The organism is Deinococcus misasensis DSM 22328 (assembly GCF_000745915.1).
Lineage (GTDB): Bacteria > Deinococcota > Deinococci > Deinococcales > Deinococcaceae > Deinococcus_C > Deinococcus_C misasensis.
Map to the genome: position 1 here is coordinate 110,971 of NZ_JQKG01000012.1, position 20,153 is coordinate 131,123.

21 protein-coding genes are annotated in these 20,153 nt (G+C 56.2%); 13 read left to right on the forward strand and 8 right to left on the reverse strand.

Annotated features, from left to right (window positions below; genetic code table 11):
- The first annotated feature begins 19 nt into the window (after nucleotides 1-19).
- Nucleotides 20-841: a GNAT family N-acetyltransferase gene (locus Q371_RS09825; protein ID WP_034339533.1), complete on the forward strand. Its 822-nt coding sequence runs from the start codon at nucleotides 20-22 to the stop codon at nucleotides 839-841.
- On the opposite strand, the gene Q371_RS09830 is transcribed toward Q371_RS09825, so the two are convergent.
- A complete protein-coding gene (locus Q371_RS09830; protein ID WP_034339536.1) occupies nucleotides 832-1,533 on the reverse strand; it encodes a phosphatase PAP2 family protein in 702 nt (233 codons plus the stop codon). The genes Q371_RS09825 and Q371_RS09830 overlap by 10 nt on opposite strands.
- A 376-nt stretch (nucleotides 1,534-1,909) precedes the next feature.
- Here Q371_RS09830 and Q371_RS09835 point away from each other — a divergent pair, with 376 nt between their 5' ends.
- The 3 genes from Q371_RS09835 (at nucleotide 1,910) to ddrC (ending at nucleotide 4,240) form a co-directional block, all read left to right on the forward strand.
- Nucleotides 1,910-2,842: an MBL fold metallo-hydrolase gene (locus Q371_RS09835; RefSeq protein WP_034339539.1), complete on the forward strand. Its 933-nt coding sequence runs from the start codon at nucleotides 1,910-1,912 to the stop codon at nucleotides 2,840-2,842.
- 174 nt (nucleotides 2,843-3,016) lie between these two features.
- Complete coding sequence (locus Q371_RS09840; protein ID WP_157442622.1) at nucleotides 3,017-3,265, forward strand: DUF2171 domain-containing protein; 249 nt, start codon at nucleotides 3,017-3,019, stop codon at nucleotides 3,263-3,265.
- A 240-nt stretch (nucleotides 3,266-3,505) separates the two neighbouring features.
- Nucleotides 3,506-4,240, forward strand: coding sequence for a DNA damage response protein DdrC (gene ddrC, locus Q371_RS09845; protein ID WP_034339545.1), 735 nt, complete (start codon nucleotides 3,506-3,508; stop codon nucleotides 4,238-4,240).
- Between the two features lie 50 nt (nucleotides 4,241-4,290).
- Here the strand turns inward: ddrC and Q371_RS09850 are convergent, their stop codons facing one another.
- From Q371_RS09850 to Q371_RS09860, 3 genes are read right to left on the reverse strand one after another with little or no spacing between them, the layout of a single operon-like run.
- Nucleotides 4,291-6,252 carry a transglutaminase TgpA family protein gene (locus Q371_RS09850; protein WP_051963975.1) on the reverse strand — a complete coding sequence of 654 codons (1,962 nt, stop codon included), beginning with the start codon at nucleotides 6,250-6,252 and terminating at the stop codon, nucleotides 4,291-4,293.
- On the reverse strand, nucleotides 6,249-7,124 hold the full coding sequence (locus Q371_RS09855; RefSeq protein WP_034339547.1) for a DUF58 domain-containing protein: 876 nt from the start codon (nucleotides 7,122-7,124) through the stop codon (nucleotides 6,249-6,251). The genes Q371_RS09850 and Q371_RS09855 overlap by 4 nt, the downstream gene beginning before the upstream one ends.
- A complete protein-coding gene (locus tag Q371_RS09860; RefSeq protein WP_051963978.1) occupies nucleotides 7,121-8,047 on the reverse strand; it encodes an AAA family ATPase in 927 nt (308 codons plus the stop codon). Before Q371_RS09860 ends, Q371_RS09855 begins: the two co-directional genes overlap by 4 nt.
- A gap of 174 nt (nucleotides 8,048-8,221) precedes the next feature.
- On the opposite strand from Q371_RS09860, the gene Q371_RS09865 reads away from it, so the two are divergent.
- Complete coding sequence (locus Q371_RS09865; RefSeq protein WP_245618316.1) at nucleotides 8,222-8,536, forward strand: PqqD family protein; 315 nt, start codon at nucleotides 8,222-8,224, stop codon at nucleotides 8,534-8,536.
- Between the two features lies 1 nt (nucleotide 8,537).
- Complete coding sequence (locus tag Q371_RS09870; protein ID WP_157442623.1) at nucleotides 8,538-9,413, forward strand: P-loop NTPase family protein; 876 nt, start codon at nucleotides 8,538-8,540, stop codon at nucleotides 9,411-9,413.
- Here Q371_RS09870 and Q371_RS09875 read toward each other — a convergent pair.
- Together Q371_RS09875 and Q371_RS09880 are read right to left on the reverse strand one after the other, a co-directional pair.
- Nucleotides 9,340-10,701, reverse strand: a complete 1,362-nt coding sequence (locus Q371_RS09875) for a lasso peptide biosynthesis B2 protein (RefSeq protein ID WP_034339554.1) — start codon at nucleotides 10,699-10,701, stop codon at nucleotides 9,340-9,342. The two genes, Q371_RS09870 and Q371_RS09875, sit on opposite strands and share 74 nt — an antisense overlap.
- Before the next feature lie 38 nt (nucleotides 10,702-10,739).
- Complete coding sequence (locus Q371_RS09880) at nucleotides 10,740-11,297, reverse strand: DUF1349 domain-containing protein (protein WP_034339557.1); 558 nt, start codon at nucleotides 11,295-11,297, stop codon at nucleotides 10,740-10,742.
- Nucleotides 11,298-11,432: 135 nt separating this feature from the next.
- Between Q371_RS09880 and pfkA the strand changes: the two genes are divergently transcribed.
- The 4 genes from pfkA to Q371_RS09900 all read left to right on the forward strand — a co-directional run bounded on the left by pfkA (nucleotide 11,433) and on the right by Q371_RS09900 (nucleotide 14,890).
- Nucleotides 11,433-12,404, forward strand: coding sequence for a 6-phosphofructokinase (gene pfkA, locus Q371_RS09885; RefSeq protein ID WP_034339560.1), 972 nt, complete (start codon nucleotides 11,433-11,435; stop codon nucleotides 12,402-12,404).
- Between the two features lie 169 nt (nucleotides 12,405-12,573).
- The gene (locus Q371_RS09890) at nucleotides 12,574-12,846 is read left to right on the forward strand and encodes a hypothetical protein (RefSeq protein ID WP_034339562.1); all 273 of its coding nucleotides are present in this window, start codon (nucleotides 12,574-12,576) and stop codon (nucleotides 12,844-12,846) included.
- 119 nt (nucleotides 12,847-12,965) lie between these two features.
- Nucleotides 12,966-13,991 carry a LacI family DNA-binding transcriptional regulator gene (locus Q371_RS09895; RefSeq protein ID WP_034339680.1) on the forward strand — a complete coding sequence of 342 codons (1,026 nt, stop codon included), beginning with the start codon at nucleotides 12,966-12,968 and terminating at the stop codon, nucleotides 13,989-13,991.
- Between the two features lie 2 nt (nucleotides 13,992-13,993).
- Nucleotides 13,994-14,890, forward strand: coding sequence for an RluA family pseudouridine synthase (locus tag Q371_RS09900; protein WP_211253828.1), 897 nt, complete (start codon nucleotides 13,994-13,996; stop codon nucleotides 14,888-14,890).
- A gap of 51 nt (nucleotides 14,891-14,941) precedes the next feature.
- Here the strand turns inward: Q371_RS09900 and Q371_RS09905 are convergent, their stop codons facing one another.
- Nucleotides 14,942-15,121 (reverse strand): hypothetical protein, encoded by a 180-nt coding sequence (locus Q371_RS09905; RefSeq protein WP_034339565.1) that lies wholly within the window; start codon nucleotides 15,119-15,121, stop codon nucleotides 14,942-14,944.
- A gap of 129 nt (nucleotides 15,122-15,250) precedes the next feature.
- A complete protein-coding gene (locus tag Q371_RS09910; protein ID WP_034339568.1) occupies nucleotides 15,251-15,487 on the reverse strand; it encodes a hypothetical protein in 237 nt (78 codons plus the stop codon).
- Nucleotides 15,488-15,888: 401 nt separating this feature from the next.
- On the opposite strand from Q371_RS09910, the gene Q371_RS09915 reads away from it, so the two are divergent.
- From Q371_RS09915 to Q371_RS09925, 3 genes are all read left to right on the forward strand, one after another.
- A complete protein-coding gene (locus tag Q371_RS09915) occupies nucleotides 15,889-17,448 on the forward strand; it encodes an ABC transporter ATP-binding protein (protein WP_051963983.1) in 1,560 nt (519 codons plus the stop codon).
- A gap of 18 nt (nucleotides 17,449-17,466) precedes the next feature.
- Nucleotides 17,467-19,332, forward strand: a complete 1,866-nt coding sequence (locus Q371_RS09920) for an ABC transporter permease (protein ID WP_051963985.1) — start codon at nucleotides 17,467-17,469, stop codon at nucleotides 19,330-19,332.
- A partial coding sequence (locus Q371_RS09925) for an ABC transporter permease (RefSeq protein WP_034339571.1) occupies nucleotides 19,329-20,153 on the forward strand: 825 nt, incomplete at its 3' end. The genes Q371_RS09920 and Q371_RS09925, both read left to right, overlap by 4 nt.

A 20,153-nucleotide genomic window follows, 5' to 3' on the forward strand; every position in this document is an offset into this window, starting at 1 on the left:
CCATGTCAGAATCTTGCCCATGTCCCCAGTGAATTTGCGCCCCGCCACCGATTACACTTTGCAGCAACTCAATGCCATTTTTGTGGGTGCCTTTCAAGGGTATCTGGTGCCCATCCCCAACGACCTGAAAATGTTTGCTTACCGCCTGCGGTCCGAGCACATTGACCTGACCGAAAGTCTGGTGGCCGAAGTGAACGGTCAACCTGCCGGTCTGTCCCTGACCGCCAGACGTGACAACCGCACCCGCCTTGCCGGGCTCGGGGTGTACCCCGAGTTCCGGGGACAGGGTGTGGGTCAACTGCTCACCGAAGCCTTCATGCAACCTGCACTGGAACGCAAAGACCTGCTGATTCTGGAGGTCTTCCAGAGCAACATCAAAGCGGTGCAGCTTTACCTCAAGAACGGCTTTGAAATCCGCCAGAGCCTGCCCGGTTACTCTGGCGAAGTGCCTGCTGTGGCAAACCCTGAGTTGCAGTCCATTCCTCTGCAAGAGGCAGTGGCCTTTTTGCGACTTCATGGAGAGGTTGACTTGCCCTGGCAAATTTCTGCAGACACCCTCATCAGCCTGCCCCCCACAGCCAGAGCTTTTCGATTGCAAGACAGTGTGGCCATCGTTTCTCTGGCTGGAGAACAAGCTTATTTGCGCACACTGGTTACGGCTGCACCTGCCCGCAGACAGGGACAGGCCACACGTTTGCTGCAAGCCATCGCTGCCCTCACAGGGATTCAGAAATTTCAAGCCATCCCGGTGTTCCCCGAGCACCTGATTTCCCCCATCGCCCAGAAGTTGGGCTGGCAAAAAGGAGAGCTGGGGCAGTATGAACTCTGGCGTCAAGCCTGATCAAGCTGATCGGCGGTTGCAGGTTGGGCAGGCACGGTGCGGCTCGGGTGGGTTTGCCAGCGGCTTTTGAGGATGCGCCAGAGGGCCAGAGACCACGCCATGCCTGCTCCCCATCCTGCAACCACGTCGGTGGGATAGTGCACCCCCAGATAAATGCGACTGATGCCCACCGATACGGCAAACAGCACCCCGAGAATCAGCATGTGCAGCCGGTAACGGGTGTGCCAGAGCAGGGCGATCAGGGCTGTAGACAGGGCCGCAGAGTACATGGCATGTCCACTCGGGAAGCTGGCCGCAGGTTCATTGACCAGCCATTCCCAGAACTGGGGTCTCGGGCGATTGAAAACCACTTTGACAATCACATTGAGGAGACCTGCACCCAGTGTGGACAGCAAAAAATAAACCCCATAAGCCCTGCGATGCTGCAGGGCAAACACGCAAATCAAGACACTGATCGGGCCGATGATCTTGATGCTGCCCACCACCCCGAGGGTGATGGCCAGAGCGTCCAGAAAAGGGGTGGAATGGCTGTTCAGCCAGCGCATGAAAGGCTCTTCAAAGGTGAAGGGTTCTTTGTCCAGCAAATCTTCTGCAATCAAACCGACCCCCAGAAGGGGCAGCAAAATGCCCAGCAACCAGATCAGCAGGGCTTTCCAATGCACTTTTAAGGTGTTGAGCATCCAGTGAATCATTCTTGCAGTTTCTTCAACACACAAAGCCAACACTGTCAGAAATTCTCTTTGTTAAGGAGGGCTGAAGCACCATGACTCAGGGTCAGCGCAAAGTCGCTGTCGGGCCATGCCAACACCAAGAGCCATCAGCTGTCAGCGGTCAGCCGTCAGCCATAAGGACAGTTTTCTGGCTGCCTTTTGAACTGAACGTCTAAGTGGGATTCATTTTGTGTCTTTTTGTTTTGCTGTTTGCAAAAGCCTTTTGGTGAGCTTTTTGCTGAAAGCTGATCGCTGAACGCTTTTTCAAGTGACCTGCCACAAGTCAGACTTTGCGCTGACCCTACACCATGACTGGACCTCTGGTGGGAAACCCCACACGAGCAGATAAACTGCTTTCATGTCTTATCAGGAATTCATTGAACCCAACTTCGTGCGCTCCATCGACCCTGAAGAATTCTCTGTGGTGATCCTCGGAACCGGCACGCCCAGAGCGTACCGTGGGGCAGCCAAACCTTCGGTGGCGGTCATTGCTGCTGGCAAGGTCTTTCTGGTGGACTCCGGTGGCGAAGTGGTCCGTCAGCTCATCGAGAGCAGCATCATGCCCCAGCGCATCGAGCATGTGTTCTTCACCCACCACCATTACGACCACAACGGAGGTTTTCTGGACCTGTTCATCAGCAGCTGGCGCACCCATGTGGGCATCATCGATGGTCGCAAAAACGCCATGAAGGTGTACGGTCCCACCAACACCCGGCAGATCATCCAGAAGTACCATGATGCGCTGGGTTACGACATTGACCTGAGGCTCAGTTACAACAAATCCGACACCGACGGAGCCCTGATCGAATACACCGAATCGGACAACGGGGTACTGTACGATCAGGATGGGCTCAAAGTCACGGCTTTCGAGGTGGATCACCGTCCAGTCAAGCCCTGCATCGGGCTGAAATTCGAGTACAGGGGCAAAACCGTGGTGGTCTCTGGAGACACCCGTCCTGTGGAAAACATGGTGATTCACAGCCAGAACGCCGACCTGCTGGTCCATGATGCGTACAACAAGAAATGGCTGGATCAGATTGCCGCAGAGAACCCCGAGCTTGCCATTCAGGTGACCAACCCGGCCAAGTACCACACCACCACCCTGGAGGCCGCTGAAATTGCCGCGAAAGCAGGGGTCAAGCATCTGGTGCTCACCCACCACATTCCTGCTCCCCGGCGCACCCCAGAGGCCGAAGCGTCTTATCTGGAAGGCATGCAGGAGATCTTTCAGGGGAAAGTCACCCTCGGGCGGGATTTGATGGAGTTTACACTGTTGCCGGTTCAATCCTGAATTTGTTGACAGATCAGAAGGAGGCAGATGTGTTACCCTGAAAGTACCAGATTGTTGCTGCCTGTTTCTCTCTGTGGCCGGTGATGAAGCCAGGGGTTGTTGTGGTGTTTTCAGGCAGTTCTCTTGCAGACTGAACCTGCTCGGGTTCCCTCATCTGCACTGGAGGTGCCTGCCATGAACCCAACCCGACCCTCCGACCATGACATCCGACAAGGCATGATGGTGCTTTGCAAACAGGGCATTTTGCGAGGCTTTGTGGAATCGGCCCAGAGCGATCACATCCAAGTGCGTTTGAATGCCTCGGGTGAACAGGTTTGGTTGCCTGTGTCTTCTGTGCAAGAGGTGGAAGACGATGTGCGTCTGCTCTGGTCCAAACAGGAACTCTGGACCAGAGCCTGCTCCAGCAAACCCATTGCTGGATGATCCTTGCTTGCAGAACAACATACACAGGAGACTTGCTGTTTTTGTACAGGGTGGATGGGAGGTTACCAAACCATCAAATGCAAAAACCAGAGGGCACAGCTTCAAAGGGTCCTTGAGCCTTTCTGAAGGCTTCTCACCAAGGATTCACCCAAGAAGAAACCTTTCTGGGACAGCTTTTGTTCTTGAATTTTGCATGCATGCAAATTATGCTTTTAGCATAATTTATGGTATCATTTTCATATGAAGCTAGGTCTTGATCCCCAGTATCCGCAACCCATCAAACTTGGCAAATCCACCGTCCGGCGCAACCGCCACGGACAATTCCATGCGCTGGATGCACTGGGCGCGCTGGGTCTGGAGCAAAGTCCAGAAGCACTGGAACGCCTTCAGCAAGAACACCACCTGACCCTGCGCTACACCGATTTCGGTGAAGGCAAAGAAGCCATGATCTCTGGAGATGATTTCACCCGACTGGTGTTCACCCTTGAGCACCCCGAGGCCAAACGCCTGCGTCAAAAATCACAGGACATTTACCGCCGTTTTCTGGAAGGTGACATCCTGCTCGCTTCAGAAGTTGCAGAACGCTCTGCCCACCCGGAAGACCGCAGGTGGCTGGCCGCCAGACTGGACAACCTGGAATCCCGCAAACGTTTCATGTCCACGGTGGCCAAGCATGGGGGTGAGGGAGACATCTACCGTCAGGTCAGCAGTGTGTCCAACCAGAGCGTCCTGAAGATGAATTCCTCAGAATTCAAAAAGAAACGCAAAGTCAAAAACACCCGCGATGGGCTCACCCCCATGGAGCTGATTCGCATGAGTTATCTGGAAACCGTCACTGCCAAGGACCTCGAAGAAAAAGGGGTCAAAGGCAACGATGCCATCCTGAAAGCCCACAAACGCAACGCACAGACCGAGCAACAGATGTGGGAAAAAATCCGTCAGCAGCAAGAAGAAAAAGTTCGCAAAGCACAATGAATCAAACCCTGAAAGCCCTGTTGACGCAGGGCTTCCTTTTGTTTTGACCGTTATTTTGACCGTTGCAAACGAAAAGCCCTGACCTGCCTGAGAAAAGCTTGAACCTGCTCTTTCGACGAAGGTGGGCCATAACGCAAATTCTGGTAGCTTTCTGCAATGGCCAGAATGTCGCTGGCCTGCTCAGGATACAAACTTGCCATCCGAAGCGCATACTCACCCACTGGCTCAGAAGGTGCAGGTGCTTTCCCCAGCCTTTGTGCAAAAAGGGCCATGCCCCTCTGCACTTCATCGGTTTGGGGTGCTCTGGGAGGCCGACGACGCCACACTGCAGGCAGCAAGGCAAGCCCGAGCGAAACCGTCACCGCTCCACCAAGCACCAGACCTGACATCCCGAGCAGGGCAAACAAACGGCTCTGCTGTTCTCCGTTGTATCCGATCACCCACTGGTCCCATGTGAATTGCCAGGCATCCAACCTCAGACGGAATTGAGACCACCATGAGTTCTGATCGCGCAACAAAGGGGAAAGGGCCGCAAGGTCCTGCAGACTGGCCGCCAAACCTGCATTGATTCGGGCTGGAGACACGGCACCTGTGGGATCCACCCGGACCCAACCCTGATTCTCAAACCACACCTCGTTCCACACATGGGCATCGGATTGTCGCACAATCAAGTACCTGCCGTCTGCATTGGGGGTTCCTCCCAGATAGCCACCCACCAGACGGGTGGGTATCCCTGCCGCCCGCATCAGGAAACCAAAAGCACTTGCATAGTGCTCACAGAAACCTTGCCTGGTCTGAAAAAGCAGTTCGTCTATGGAATTGGGCCCGCTCAACAAAGGAGGGCTGAGGGTGTACACAAAACCCCCTCCCCGCAGGAAGTCAAGGGCAGCCTGAACCTTTTGCTCTGGACGCAAACCCTTCCACGATTCAGCCAGAGCCCTCGTGCGGGGATTGATGTTCTCGGGCAACTGCAGTTGCAATTTCAACACCTCTGGGTCTTCATTGCGTCCAGTGGTGGAGTCCAGAACCGCCTGCAATTCAAAGCGCTGGCGCACAGCAATGGGAAGGGTGACCGCCTGATAGTTGGAGGTGTAACGCACCTGAGAATTGCCTCCAGCAAAAGTGTCCAGGGCCAGCACCCATGGATAACCGTGGGGTTCCACCGTGCTTCGGTACCTCACCAACCGTCCCCGGTATTCGATCTGCAGGTTGTTGGCAATCCTCCGCCACACAGGACGTTGGGTCCAATCTTGCCCATCGTAATGCTCATAGACCGGCCCCCTCCAGTACAACTGGTCTTTGCGTGGCAACGGGTCCAGAAACTCTGCCCTGAGGGCCACGGAATCATCTTTGGCCAGTTCACTGACCGTGCCTGGAGAAACCTGATCTGCCAGTCCGGTGGTGGCGGCTTTCTGGTTGGGTATGGCCCACAACGGTCCATCCGGTCTGGGAAACACCACAAACAACACCAGAGCCAGAGGCAAAGCCCGAAGAAACCGCCCCATGGCTGGTCGCCACTGGTCCAAAACCGTTCCTTCTCGAACCTGCCAGAACAAAGTGGTGGCCAGCAGGAAAACCGCCACTGCCAGCGTGTAGATCAGGGTCAGGACATCCTGTCGGAAAAAATACATGGCAAAAAGGGCAAAGAATGCCATCAAGATCAACAGAAGGGCATCTCTGGATTTGCGACTCTCGTTGAGTTTCAGGGTGAGCAGCACCAGCAGCACCGCCACACCTCCATCGCGTCCCACCAGAGAGCCATATTCCAGCCAGATGCCAATCCCAGCAAACAACAAGATCAGCAGCAGCCAGGTGTTGTGCAGCAAGGGCCACTGTCGGATGAGGGCCATCCATCGCCAACCCACCATGCCCAGAGCCAGACCCACCACCCAGAAAGGCAAATCCAGAAAATAAGGCAGAAACACCAGCACCAGACCCAGCATCAGGGCCCTCAATGGACGATCCGGCAAAGGTTCGGGCTGCGGTTCGCGGGAAAGGGACACCCCTGTCATGGGTGTGCCTCCTGATGCTCTGCCAAACGGGTCAGACACATCTGCACGTGCCGTTCTCCACTGCCGGTGGCCTCAAAGCCCGGAATGGACATCTGAAAAGCCAAGCCGGCCTTTTGCGCTTGTACCACCCAGGTGGCCAGCCGCGACAGTTTTTGTTCGGTTCCCAGAGAGGGCAGTTGCTGGAAGTCCAGGGTCAGCAAGGGCCCCTGTTGTCCTTCAAATTCTTTGGTGAGCAAACTGCCATCTGGCAATTCTCCACGTTTCCAGGCAACACGGCCCAGACTGTCTCCCCTCTGGTAGGTGCGCAAACCCCGGTATTCATCCTGACCCACTGCACGCCGTGAAGTGCCGGTTCCCGAGCCCTGGGTGGGAAATGGCATGGGCGCATCTTCCAAAGCTGGATAAACCAATGCAGCGTGGGGGATCCCCTCACAAAAACCATGGATCCGGAACAGACCCAGCAAATCTGAAGTCTGCAGCTGGAAAGCCGGCACATCCATCCAGCCCCTGCGGGTGGTGTCCAGCAGCATTTCAACCACCCCGTGGGTCTGGCGGACCAGCGAAATGGCTTGCTGTTGCTGTTGCATCTGGATCACCACCTGCATCCCGGTTTGTTGAGGGGTGCGCTGCACTTCAACGCGCACCAGCAAAGCCTGACCAGCAAAAACCTGAGTGCCAGGCTGGCACTGCACCTCGACCCCTTGCAACTTTCTGAATGCCTCAACCCAGGCACCCAGCCAGATGGACAGCAGCAAGAAGCACAAAAAGTAACCCAGACTGAGTTGGTAATTGATGCATCCAATCAAAGAGAGCATCCCAAAAGCCAGATACACCCATCCAAACCGGGTGGGCCTGGGACGACCAACCTTCATGGAATGGGAGTGTTTCTGAGCAAAGCCAGCACAGACTCCCGATGTGGCTGACCTGTGGCACGTAAAATCAAACGGTGGACCGCCAACGCTGGAAACACAGCCTGCACGTCCTCAGGACGCACACTGGAACGTCCTGAAAGCCAGGCCCAGGCTCTGGACACCGCCATGAGACCCAGAGCGGCCCGTGGACTCAGGCCCGCCTGAAATTCTGAATGTTCCCTGGTCGCTTTGAGCAAGGCTTGCACATAATCCACCAAGGCACCCGACACATGGACTGCAGAGGCCCTTCGCTGGGCCTCTTGCAAGGTGTCTGGACGCAAAACAGGCGCCAGAGAGCCAATCATCTCCCGACGGTCTTCTCCAAGCAGCAGTTCCCGTTCTGCTCTGGGATCAGGATACCCGAGGGTGATGGTGAGCAAAAACCGGTCCAATTGCGACTCAGGCAGGGGGAAAGTCCCAATTTGCTCAACAGGATTCTGCGTGGCGATCACAAAAAACGGCTCTGGCAAGGAATGGGTCTGTCCATCCATGCTGACCTGTCTTTCTTCCATGGCCTCCAGAAGGGCACTCTGGGTTTTGGGGGTGGCCCGGTTGATTTCGTCTGCCAGCAAAATCTGGGTGAAGATTGGTCCCCGATGAAAACGAAAGTGGCCTTCGTTGCGTTCGTACACTGTGGCTCCAACCACATCCGAGGGAAGCAGGTCACTGGTGAACTGAACCCGCACAAAGTCCAGACCCAGTGTGGCCGCCAGAGCGTGCGCCAGCGTTGTTTTGCCCACACCGGGCACATCTTCAATCATCAGGTGACCACGGGCCAGCAAACAAGCCATGGCCAGTTTGAGTTGCAACTCTTTGCCCAGGATCACACTCTGCAATTGTTCCAGTGCTTTTTCAGCGAGGGTGTTGCTTTCAGTCAGGGTCACATTAGCCTCTCTGTCCTCTGTGTCATGCAAGAAAACCTTCAAGTGGTCTGTTTGAGATGGTGAACCAGCAGCAGGGTGTATGCAGTCTAGATCTTCTGAGACCATTAAAACACCTCAAGGCTGACATTCTACTTACACACTTGATTGGTTTTCCACAGGTGAACAACAACAAAAGTGATCCACATTGCCCATTTCTACAGTTGCACCAGAGGGGGTGTGGTAGAATCCGCCGTGATGTACAGGCCCAAAGATGACATTCTGGTCACCGATTTGCAAGAAGAATTGGTGCTGCTCAATCCAGAAACCCAGGACATTTTCACCCTGAACAGTTCAGGCAGACTGCTTTGGTTGGCTTTGCCTGCTTCACTGGATCAGCTTTCCAAACTGCTGCAAACCACCTATGAACTGGACGCCCCCACCGCCCATCAGGATGCCAGAGAAGTGATGGATGCTCTGGTGCGGGCGCAACTCGTTGACCATGATTTTTGAGGTGCTTGACCTGCAACTGAAGCTGTTGCAGCCTGTTGAACAGGTGCAAAACATCCTTGAACAGGATTGGCAAAAGCCTTACTCCATTCCTGTTCAAAACCAGTACACCCTGCAAGAAGGCTCCATGCCAGACCTTCCTGCACACCTTTGGCAACCCATCAAATACGATGAGGCCGAAGTGCTCAGCCAGACCCCAGAAGGCTGGTTGCACCTCAAATGCCAGCAAAGCCACATGAGCATCCACTTCCACCGTCAACAGATCTGGTGTTCTGGCACAGGCGGTGCCCTGAGGTTGTGCTTGCAGTTCGGAATCATGGAAATGTTGCGCCTGCAAGGCTGGATGCCCATTCATGCGTCTGCCCTGAATGTGAATGGGGCAGCCACCGTGCTGCTCGGACCCAGTGGCACAGGCAAAACCACCACCCTGCTGCAAGCTGCGCGGAGTGGCGTGGTTTCACTGGCCGAAGACTGGTCTTGGATCGGTCCAGAGTTGGTGTTTTACCCATGGGACTCTGGACTGCACCTGCTGCCAGACACCACAGAACGCTTTGCAGATGTGCTGCCAGAGGCACGCACCTGGGTGGACCGGGGCAGCCGCAAAAAGTGGCGTTTTGAGGTGCAGGACCTGCCATGGTTTGCCCCTGAACCCTGCCCCCTGGGTCACTTCTGGCTTTTGAAACGCAGCCCTAAGACGGCTCTGGGGCCCCTCAGCAAACTGGATCAGGTCAAGGCCCTCTGGGAGGCCACCGGGATGCCCCTCACCAGAGCAGGCACCGTGATGGCCCAGCAGGGCATCAACCGGCTCATGGGTGTTCCGGGACAGACCCTGCACCTCGGGTTTGACGTGGATTTCCAGCGCTTGCTGAACGGAAATTGACCTTGTAGACCATCGGGGAGATGTTGTCTTCGGCAATCACCGCAATCACGGTGCCCTGATACTCGATCCAAGCATGCCCTTTGAGGGTTCCATTGACATTGCGCACCCCACTGACCAGTTCGGCATCGATGCCTGCATGCCTCAGCCACCAGAGCATGGAAAGGGCACGCAGAACACACATGCCACTGCCCCCTCTGGGAAAACGGGCGAGCAGTTTGGAAGCCCCCAGCACCCCAATCCGGGCTTTCCAGAGCTCCTGCAGTGCAGGAGGCTGGTTTTTCAGGGGCACCCGGTTGCACAGGGCTTGCAGGCTTTGCTGCCTCTGGAGCACCAGAGCGGCCTTCAAAACCCAGCCCATGCCTGTCAGGACATGGCCCAGCATCTGGGGGAACTGCTGCTGGATTCGGGCTTTGCGGGCGGCTTCTCCCTGCTGCGCTGTGTAGCCACGTTCAGCAGCAATGGCTGTGTTCCACTGCTGCAACTCTGCAGCGGTGGGAGGGGTGAGGGTCAGGCGTTTTTCCCACGGATCACATCGCTGCAAGAACAGTTCTGCGGTGGTCTGGCAACCCAGAGCAGCAGCCCTTTCCAGCAAATCTTCCCGGGTCAATCCCTGCTGTTTCAGCATTTCAAGGTCAAGGTAATCAAAGCGTTTGAGTTGCCAGCGGTCCCGGTACCAGGCCCGGTGCAGGATGAGCGGTACCAGAGCCGCATCTGCTGGACCCAACAGGCGCACCTGGATGCCATTCCAGTCAAACACCTCAAGGTGCTCGGTCAGCTTTTCCTGCAAAGACCAAACATGTCCAGCAAACTTAGGAGGATGCTTCAGGACATGGTGGTGCACGTCCAGTTTGACGGTCTTTTTGGGAGACACCAGTCCCAGAGCCTCATGCATGGTGAAACTCTGGTCGCGGTTCTCATCGAACAACACCAACCAGCCCAGACGGGCTGCGATGTCTCTGGCTGTGGGAACGTCTTTGCGGTCGATGACCAGATCGATGTCTCCAAAAAACCGCTCGTGGGGTTGGGTGTAAAACCGGATGGCCATGGCCGCCCCTTTGATCAACAAGGGGACAATGCCAGCGTCGTTCCATGCTTGCAGCAGAGGACGAAGCTCAGCTTCCTGGGTTTTCCAGCGGTGCATCGCCTGAGCAAAATGGGGCAGCAAGGGCTTGCGGTATTCCGCAGACGTTTGACGAAAAACATAAGCGGCCAGCGTGCTGTTCTGCCACTGGGCCACAGGCACACTTTCAAAATCATGGTGGATGAGGGCACGGGTCAAAGGGTCCAAAGTAGCCCCATCTTAACGGCTGGAGGTCAGAAACACCGTTACTCTGCAGGGATTTCTGAAACCTTCTCCAATTTCATGCCTGAAAATTCCACCTCAAAGCCTTTGCCTGTGGGACTGCAGCACATCGGTCCGACCTGAACAGCAGTGGTCTCTGGGAAATACAGAAGGCGCATGAGGGCCAGAGGTTGCCCATTGACCGAACCTTCAATGGTGATGGCTTCTTTGCGTCTGGACAGCTTCAGGGTGGTGAATTCCAGAGGCCCGGAGAGCGGACTGACCGACCAGTCGGAGTACTCTCTGGTGACCACCACGCTCAGTTGATGCACCCCCTCCAGATATTCAATCCCGGCTTTGAGCCAGAGGCTTTCATCGATGCGCAGCATCAGTCCGGCCTGATCGTACAGGTCGGTGTAGTTGCCCCGGAACGTCAGGGTGTAATCGAAGTCGCCAGAGACGGTTTCCAAGAGGGCATGACCGGAATCCCTCTGGAAGCCGTAATGGGTGACCTGCCAGAAGTCGGTGTCTGGAAGGGTGGTGACCTTCAGGGTGTCTGCGGTTTCCTGCCAGTCTTGAGGGGGGTTCAGCCATGCTTTCATGGTCTTTCAATAACATTTTTTGGGGTGGCCTGACCCTGCACGGATAGACAGGATATGCGTCAGGGGGACACTTAACCCTTGGTTGCCTGAGAAAACAATGTGCATCATGAGGGTGTAAAAACAAGGGAGGTCCACATGAAACGCATTGCAGTACTGACCAGTGGAGGGGACGCACCCGGCATGAATGCCGCCATTCGCGCCGTGACCCGCACCGGACTGGATTTTGGCATGGAGGTTTTTGGGGTCAATCATGGTTACGCTGGACTGATTTCAGGCGATTACCGCCCCCTCTCTGCCAGAGATGTGGGAGATGTCATGCAACGGGGTGGAACGTTCCTCGGCAGCGCAAGGTGCCCGGAATTCCGCACCCTTGAAGGCCAGCAAAAAGCCCTGAACGCTCTGGCTGCACAGGGCATTGAAGGTCTGGTGGTGATCGGAGGCAACGGCTCACAAACCGGAGCACACGCCCTTTCCAGCCTCGGGTTTCCAGTGGTTGGAATCGCATCCACCATCGACAACGACCTGTACGGATCGGAACTCACCATTGGGGTGGACACCGCCCTGAACATCGCTCTGGAAGCCATTGACCGCCTGAAAGTCACCGCTTCCAGCCACCACCGGGCCTTTCTGGTTGAAGTGATGGGCCGCGACTGCGGTTATCTGGCCCTGATGGCCGGAATTGCCGGAGGGGCAGAAGTCATCGTGATTCCAGAGGTGGAAGTCTCTCCCGAGGAAATCGCCCAGCAACTTCACGCTGCATACGAACGGGGCAAAGCCCACGCCATTGGCGTGGTCGCAGAAGGGGCCACCTACAACGCAGAACGTCTGGTGCATTACTTCAAAGAAAACCGCGAGCGTCTGGGCTTCGACCTGAGAAGCACCACCCTCGGGCACGTGCAAAGGGGCGGAACCCCCGGTGCCTATGATCGCCTCCTCGCCACCCGTCTGGGTGTGGCCGCTGTGCAACACCTGCAAAAAGGCATTCATGGGGTGCTGGTCGGCCTGCAAGCTGGAAAAATTGTACCCACCCCTCTGGATGAAGTGGTCACCGGCAAGAAAGAGCTGGATTTGAGTCTGATGGAGTTGGCCAACATTCTGGCGAAATGATCTTGAACGGATCTTAAAGAATTGTAAGGGCGCAGCGTACTGCGCCCTCTTTTTGTCCTGCACAGTCTTTATTACTGTCAACTCTGATCCATTGACCGCTTCTCCCCTTTTCCAGCAGAGTGTCAGAATTCACTCTATCAATTATGTAAAAAACAGAATACAATGAAGCATGTTCATCGTGACCGTGAAACGCAAACGCAGAACCATGCTGGGCAGCTACCCGAGCTTTCAGGAGGCTTCGCAGGCGGCACTGGCATGGTGGAGCAAAGAAACCGAAACCCATCCTGAACCCGAGGCGCTGAAAGGCACCTGGCTGGAAAGCTACGACCACCAGAAAGGCACCCGTTTGTGGTTCTTCATCCCCGAAGTGAGTGCTCTGGAAGCGTTGGGCTGGACCATGCCCGGATGCGAAATCCGCAGTGAAGTTCCTACTGCGTCGTAAAGCCCCTCTGGCTTGAAACCACCTGACCCATTCAGGTGGTTTTTTGCTGGTGTGTCCCGGTGTTTCTGGCAAACGGTGTGTATACTGGGCTGAAGAATCCTCTTTCTCACCGTGCTGCCATGAATGAATCCGAAAAAAACCTGTTCAAAAAACCCACCAGTGCGGATGTGGCCCGCCATCTGGGCATTTCACAATCCACGGTGTCTCTGGTTCTGAATGGCAAAGCCGAAGGGCGGGTTTCCGCAGACCTCCAGCAAGCCATCTGGGAGGCCGCCAGAGCCCTCAATTACAAACCGAATCGGGCCGCCAAAGCGCTCAGGGAAGGACGGGCCAGAACGCTGGCTCTGGTGATTCCACAGCTCAGCAATCCCTTTTTCGTGCCAGTTTACGAGGGCGCGCAAAAGGTCGCCAGAGCACATGGTTACGACACCCTTCTGGTGAATTACGACCACAGCATGAGCACGCAGGAAGCCCTCATCGAGCACCTCTCCAACCACGATGTGGACGGTTATGTGCTGTGGGACATCACCACCCGGGCCAGCATGCTGCTTTCCCAGAACAATGTGATTTTTGTGGAGCGCCGTCTGGACGGATTTCACTCGATCATGGTGGACATCTACTCGGGCGTGAAAGCCGCCTTGCAGCATCTGGTGGGGCTCGGACACACCCGGATTGCCCACCTCACCGCGCAGGTGGACACCGAAACCTTCCGGGCACGCAGGCAGGCTTACCGTGACCTGCACACCGAGCAGGGTTGGACCTTCCATCCAGAGTGGGAAATGCCTGTGGCCTTCACCCCTGAGGGGGGGCAGCAAGGGGCATGCACCCTGCTTTCAAATCCAGAGAACCGCCCCACTGCCATTTTGTGCGATGGGGACTTTCTGGCCGTCGGGGTGTACAAAGCCGCCAAGCAACTCGGGCTGAAGATCCCTCAGGACCTTTCGGTGATTGGCATCGACAACCTGATGCTGTCCCAGTACGTGGAACCCGAGTTGACCACCCTGCACCTTCCTGCACAGGAACTCGGAGAAACGGCAGCCACCCAGCTCATTCAACTCTTGGAAGGCAAACCGCTGGACAGAAGGGTGGTGTGGTTTCCCACACATCTCGTGGAACGGGAATCCACTGCACCTCCCAAAGCATAAAAATGGCACTGAACAACGGTTACACCTACACCGAACAGCTGGGGAAAAAAGCCAATGGATGCACCTTGCTGGATTACCTGAGCCGCTTTTACGACCATTCTTCGAGGGAAGACTGGCAGGTTCGTTTGCAGCAGGGCGAGGTGGAACTGGATGGAAAAACCGCCTCTGGCTGTGAACCCCTCAAACCCGGTCAGCTTCTGGTGTGGCACCGTCCTCCCTGGGATGAACCTGATGTCCCCCTCTTCTGCACAGAGGTTTTTGCAGATCAGCATTTGCTGGCTGTGGTGAAACCCTCTGGCTTGCCCACCATGCCGGGAGGGGGATTTCTGGAACACACCCTGCTGGCCGTGGTGCGCCAGAGCCACCCGGAGGCCAGCCCTTTGCACCGTCTGGGACGCTACACCTCTGGGTTGGTGCTCTTTGCAAAAACCCGGGAGGCCGCATCCACTCTGGCCCGCAACTGGCGCGACCATGAAGTGCACAAAAGGTATCTGGCTCTGGCCTCAGGGTTGGCTTTGCAAGACACCTACCAGATCGATGCCCCCATTGGCCCAGTGAACCACCCGAGGCTCGGGCAGGTGTACGCGGCCCATCCTGAAGGGAAACCTTCTTTCAGCGAAGCCAGAGTGCTGCAACGGCAGGAGACCTCCACCCTCTTTGAAGTGGACATCCAGACCGGAAGGCCCCACCAGATTCGCATTCATCTGGCGTCCATCGGGCACCCTCTGGTGGGAGATCCGCTGTATGGCTCGGGGGGCACTCCCCTTTCGGAAAACCCCGGTCTGCCCGGAGATGGGGGTTACCTGCTGCATGCAGTACGCTTGCAATTCAGGCATCCAGTCTCTGGCACCGAAATGGTGTTGCATGCCCCTGCTCCAGAGGGGTTAGAGCCCCAATAAAAAACCTCTGCTTTGGGCAGAGGGAGCAACAAGGAGAGAGGTCAAGCGGCCTCAAGGTGAGGTTCGGAAGGAAGAAACAACAGAAAAGGCAGGGGCTTCAGTGGGATTTTGCAATGTGGGATTCTGAATTTTTTGGTCTATGGATTTTTGAGCCTGTTCCAGCAAGAGGACGATTCCCAGAAAAACACTTCCAATGAGTAAACCTGCGATCAATGAGAGGATGAATAACATGCGCCCCTCCTTTCTGATTTCAGGTTAATGGAATGCACTGAAAAGCCCCTGAAGGACGCTGAATGCTTTCTGAGCTTTTCTGAGGGCTTTCTGAACCCTGCAGGACAGGCCACATTTGGCTGCTCTGGGTCAGTAATCCTGCAGCAGGTGACTGGACACCAGAAAGTTCAACAGAACATGGGATTCCTGCACCTGCACAGCGTTGAGCTGAATTTCGGCACCCAGAAAAGTCAGTTTCATCAGGTCACGGAAAATGGCTTCGTGCTCTTCGTGGGTGAGGGTGGTTTTGGCCACCACCTGAAACGACTGGTCGAGAACGGTGTATGAGAGCACTTCTTTCAGGGTGATTTCTTTCTCGTGGACCATGGGGTGCCTCCAGAGGACGTTGGGGATGTTTCGACCTTAGCACAACTGAAAGGAGGTGTCATGGAAAGGCAGAAGTCGGCCCAAAGACCTTGTTTTGACTTCAAAATCACAAAGAGACTGGACAGCGAATCCTTAAGTTTTGGGCTGACCGCTGAATGCTGATGGCTGACGGCTGCTGCACCGCTTTGCTGTTGGACATTTTGTCCTCTTGCACTCCCGTCATACGTATGACTATAATTCAGTCATACGTATGACAAGCCCGTATGCCCGTTGCCAACCCCGCGAACGGGCGTGCACTTTGTGTGTTTCGGTCCCCCTCTCCAGAGGGTTCTAAACTCCAGTTCCAGAGCAGGAACACGAAGTCAGCCTGCTTTGCGCTCTCATGACTTCAGGCCCCCACCATGACCCAACCGCTTGCAATTGAACTGAAAGGCATCACCAAACGCTTCCCTCTGGTGCTCGCCAACGACAACATCAACCTGAAAGTGAAATGGGGTTCCATTCACGCTCTGGTCGGTGAAAACGGCGCAGGCAAAAGCACCCTCATGAAAATCCTGTATGGGATGCAGCCCCCCACCAGTGGGGAAATCTGGGTGAACGGACAGAATGCACCCATGCTGGACCCCAGAGACGCCATCGCCAACGGCATCGGGATGGTGCACCAGCACTTCATGCTGGTCGGTCCCCTGACCGTGACCGAAAACGTGATCCTTGGGATGGAACCCACCCAAGGCACCAGCATCCATTACGCCTCTGCCCGCAAACGGGTGAAAGAGCTGATCGACCAGTTCAACTTTGGCCTGAATCCCGATGCCAAAATTGACGATCTGCCTGTGGGCCTCCAGCAAAAAGTGGAGATCTTGAAAACCCTGTACCGTGGGGCCAAAATCCTGATTCTGGATGAACCCACCGCTGTGCTCACCCCCGCAGAGACCGAAGACCTGTTCAAGTTCTTGCGCGAACAATTCGCCCAGCAAGGCAACAGCGTGATTTTCATTTCCCACAAGCTGCATGAAGTGCTGGAACTGTGTGACGAGATTTCGGTGCTGAGGGACGGCAAAATGATCGGCTCGATTCCCAGAGAAGGGGCCACCACCGAAACCATCGCCCGCATGATGGTGGGCCGGGAAGTCAATCTGAAGGTGGACAAGAAAGAAGCCCAGCCCAAAGAAACGGTGCTGGAAATCAAAAATGCCACCGTCATCAACAGCAACAAAAAGCATGTGGTGGACAACGTGTCCTTCCATGTGGCCAGTGGTGAAGTGGTGGGCATCGCCGGGATCGATGGAAACGGCCAGAGTGAACTGGTGGAGGCCATCACCGGACTGCGCCACCTGAACTCTGGAGACATCCTGTACTCTGGAGAAGCCCACAAGAAAGCCGATGCCCGCAAAGTCGCCGAGTTGGGCCTCTCCCACATTCCAGAGGACCGCAACGAACGCGGACTGGTGCTGGACATGTCCACTGCCGAAAACATGATTCTGGGACAGCACCGAAAACCCTTTTTCTCTGGCAAATTTGGTTTTCTGAATCTGGACCGCATCCGCAAGCACACCGACACCCAGACCGACCTGTATGATGTGCGCCCGAGGTCCGCCGACCTGCCTGCTGGACGCTACTCGGGCGGAAATGCCCAGAAAATCATCGTGGCCCGCGAGATGTTCAGGAACCCCAAAATCCTGATTGCATCCCAGCCCACCCGAGGGGTGGACATCGGGGCCATCGAGTTCATCCACAAGCAAATTGTGCGGGCCAGAGACCAGGGCCTCGGGGTGCTTCTGGTGAGTGCCGACCTGACCGAAGTGATGAACCTCTCGGACCGCATTCTGGTGATGTTTGAGGGGCAAATCATGGGCGAAGTCAAAGCCAGTGAAGCCACCGAAGAACGTCTGGGCCTGTTGATGGCCGGTGTGAAAGAGAACCCCAAACCATCCCAAGACAAGGAACCGGCGCTCGCCTGAGCCCAAAACGGAGACCCCATGAGCCACACGTATCAAACCACCAAAAGCGCCTCGAACATTGCGCTGTACACCAGTCTGGTTGCTGGACTGGGCCTCTTGATCCTGCCTTTCCTGTCTTACGCCCGCAATTTCAGCGGTGCAGCCACCCTGCAAATGCTGACCGGAGGGGTCATCGATTACTCGGGCTTCCCACCCGAGACACTGCCCGGAATGGGCCTTGCGCTGGGCATGGGATGGGCCCTTTTCGCCTGCTTGCTGCTTTCGGCTTTCGCTGCGGTGCGCAAAGCCTCATGGCTGTGGATTGCCGGACTGCTGGGCATCGTTGCTGCTGCTGGGGCCATGATTGGCATCCACACTTCTCTGGGACAGGCCACACAGGAACTGGTCGCCCAGAACGTTCCCCTCAGGCGAATTCCTTTCACCTCTGGTGGGGCCAATCTGGGTCTGGTGCTGGGCCTCTTGGCCTCCCTGACCGTGATGTTCACGGGCCTGAGCGGGTTCAAGCCATGGCGTGACCGCATGGAGAAACTGCGCTGGGCTCTGGTGCCTTCGATGTCTTTCCTGATTGCCATTGTGGGTGGAGCCTTGATCATTCTGGGCATCCAGAGCGTTCCCAACAGCCTTTCTGCCCCCTTGACCACCGTACAGTTCTTGATTGGCAAGATGGATCTGGTGTACTTCGTGTACTCCACCCTGTTTTCTCCCCTGACCAACCTGCAAGACTTCCTGCAAAGCCTCGTGCTGGCCACCCCCCTGATCCTGACCGGTCTGAGTGTGGCGTTTGCTTTCCGGGCAGGTCTGTTCAACATCGGTGCGCCCGGCCAGATGACCATTGGGGCGATCTTTGCCATGCTGGTGGGCGTTTACGTGCCCCTGCCTGCCCCCATTCTGCTGCCCCTGACCGTGCTTGCTGCTGCTCTGGGAGGCGCCCTGTGGGGTGGACTGGTGGGCCTGCTCAAAGCCCGGTTCGGGTCCAGCGAAGTGATCAACACCATCATGCTGAATTACGTGGCTGCCGGGATTTTCGTGTTCATGATCGGTTCGAGCGAAGTGAAATTCTTCGGACAGACCTACCACCTGCCCTTCAAAGCCGAAGGGTTTGAAGCCAAAAGTGCCGAACTGCAAGCCGGAGCCCAGTTGCCCAGCCTGATGAACCTGTTCGGACTGCGTCAGGAGGGAGACACCATCTCTCTGGCATGGATTGTCGGACTGATCGTGATGGGCCTGCTGGTCAGCCTGCTGAAAAACAAAAACCGCCTGTGGATCGGACTGGGCGCAGGGGTGGCCGTGACCGCCCTCTTGTGGATGCCCCTCACCATTCAGGGCACCGCTGCTCTGGTCTCCAGCCGACTGAACGTGGCTTTCCTGATCGCTCTGCTTGCTGCTGCTTTCTTTGGCATCTTCCTCTGGAGAACCGCCCGAGGTTACGAAGTCCGGGCAGTGGGTCTCTCTCCGAAGGCTGCCGAGTATGGCGGAATCAACGTTGCCAGAAACACCATCCTCGCAATGGTGATCGCAGGGGCTTTCGCTGGACTGACCGCATCGCACTACGTGATGGGTGGCGCTCTGGACGAATTCCGTTTGAAGCAATCCCTGCCCGTCAGCGTGGGGTTTGACGGCATCACCATTGCCCTGCTGGGCCAGAGCACCCCCGTCGGCATCGTGGCATCGAGCATCCTGTTCGGTGTGCTGGACACGGGCGGTCTGTACGTGGACCAGAAACTCGACGCCCTGAACCGTGACATCGTGACCGTGCTGAAAGCCATCATCGTGCTGATCATTGCAGCGCAGGGCTTTTTGAGCAAAAAAATCATCAGTCCTCCTCCGGCAGTCCCTGAAGCGAAACCGGCCCAGCAGGACAAAAGCAAAGAGGTGACCGCATGAGCTTCATGGACCTGTTCACACTGACCTTTCTGGCCACCCTGATCCGCAGCACCGTCCCCCTCCTCCTCGCAGCCCTTGGCGGCCTCTTCAGTGAACGCTCCGGCATCGTCAACATCGCCCTTGAAGGCATCATCATCTTTGGTGCCCTCGCAGCCGCCGTCACCACCCAACTCCTTGAAGGCACCCTCGGCGCAGCAGCCCCATGGGTCGGCTGGCTCGCAGGTGCCCTCACCGGAGGACTCATCGGCTGGATTCACGCTGTCGTCTCCATCAAGTACAAAGCCGATCAGGTCATCTCTGGCACCGCCATCAACCTCCTCGCCGTCGGGGTTCCCGGTGTGGTCCTCAGCTTCCTGTACGGCTCCTCTACCGAATCCAAAGCCATTGAGCACGCCCTCCCACAGTGGGGCTTCGGTGACTTCCGGTTCAGCCCACCTGTCTACTTCGCTGCCCTGATGGTGTTCATTGCCTGGTACGTGCTCTACAAAACCCCCTACGGCCTGAGGATCCGCGCCACCGGAGAGCACCCCAAAGCCGCTGCCTCCATGGGTGTGAATGTGTACCGCATCCGATACAGTGCCGTGATCATCTCGGGTATGCTGGCAGGTACAGCAGGTGTGTTCCTCTCGATTGGCTTTTTGAACAGCTTCACCCGCAACCTGTCCGCAGGGATCGGGTTCATTGCCTTGGCCGCCTTGATCTTCGGGAAGTGGACCCCTCTGGGAACACTGGGTGCGACCTTGCTGTTCGGATTCTTCAGTGCTCTGGCGATCACGCTGGGGGGAGCAGACATCTTCCCGAGCAGCATTGTGCAGACGTTG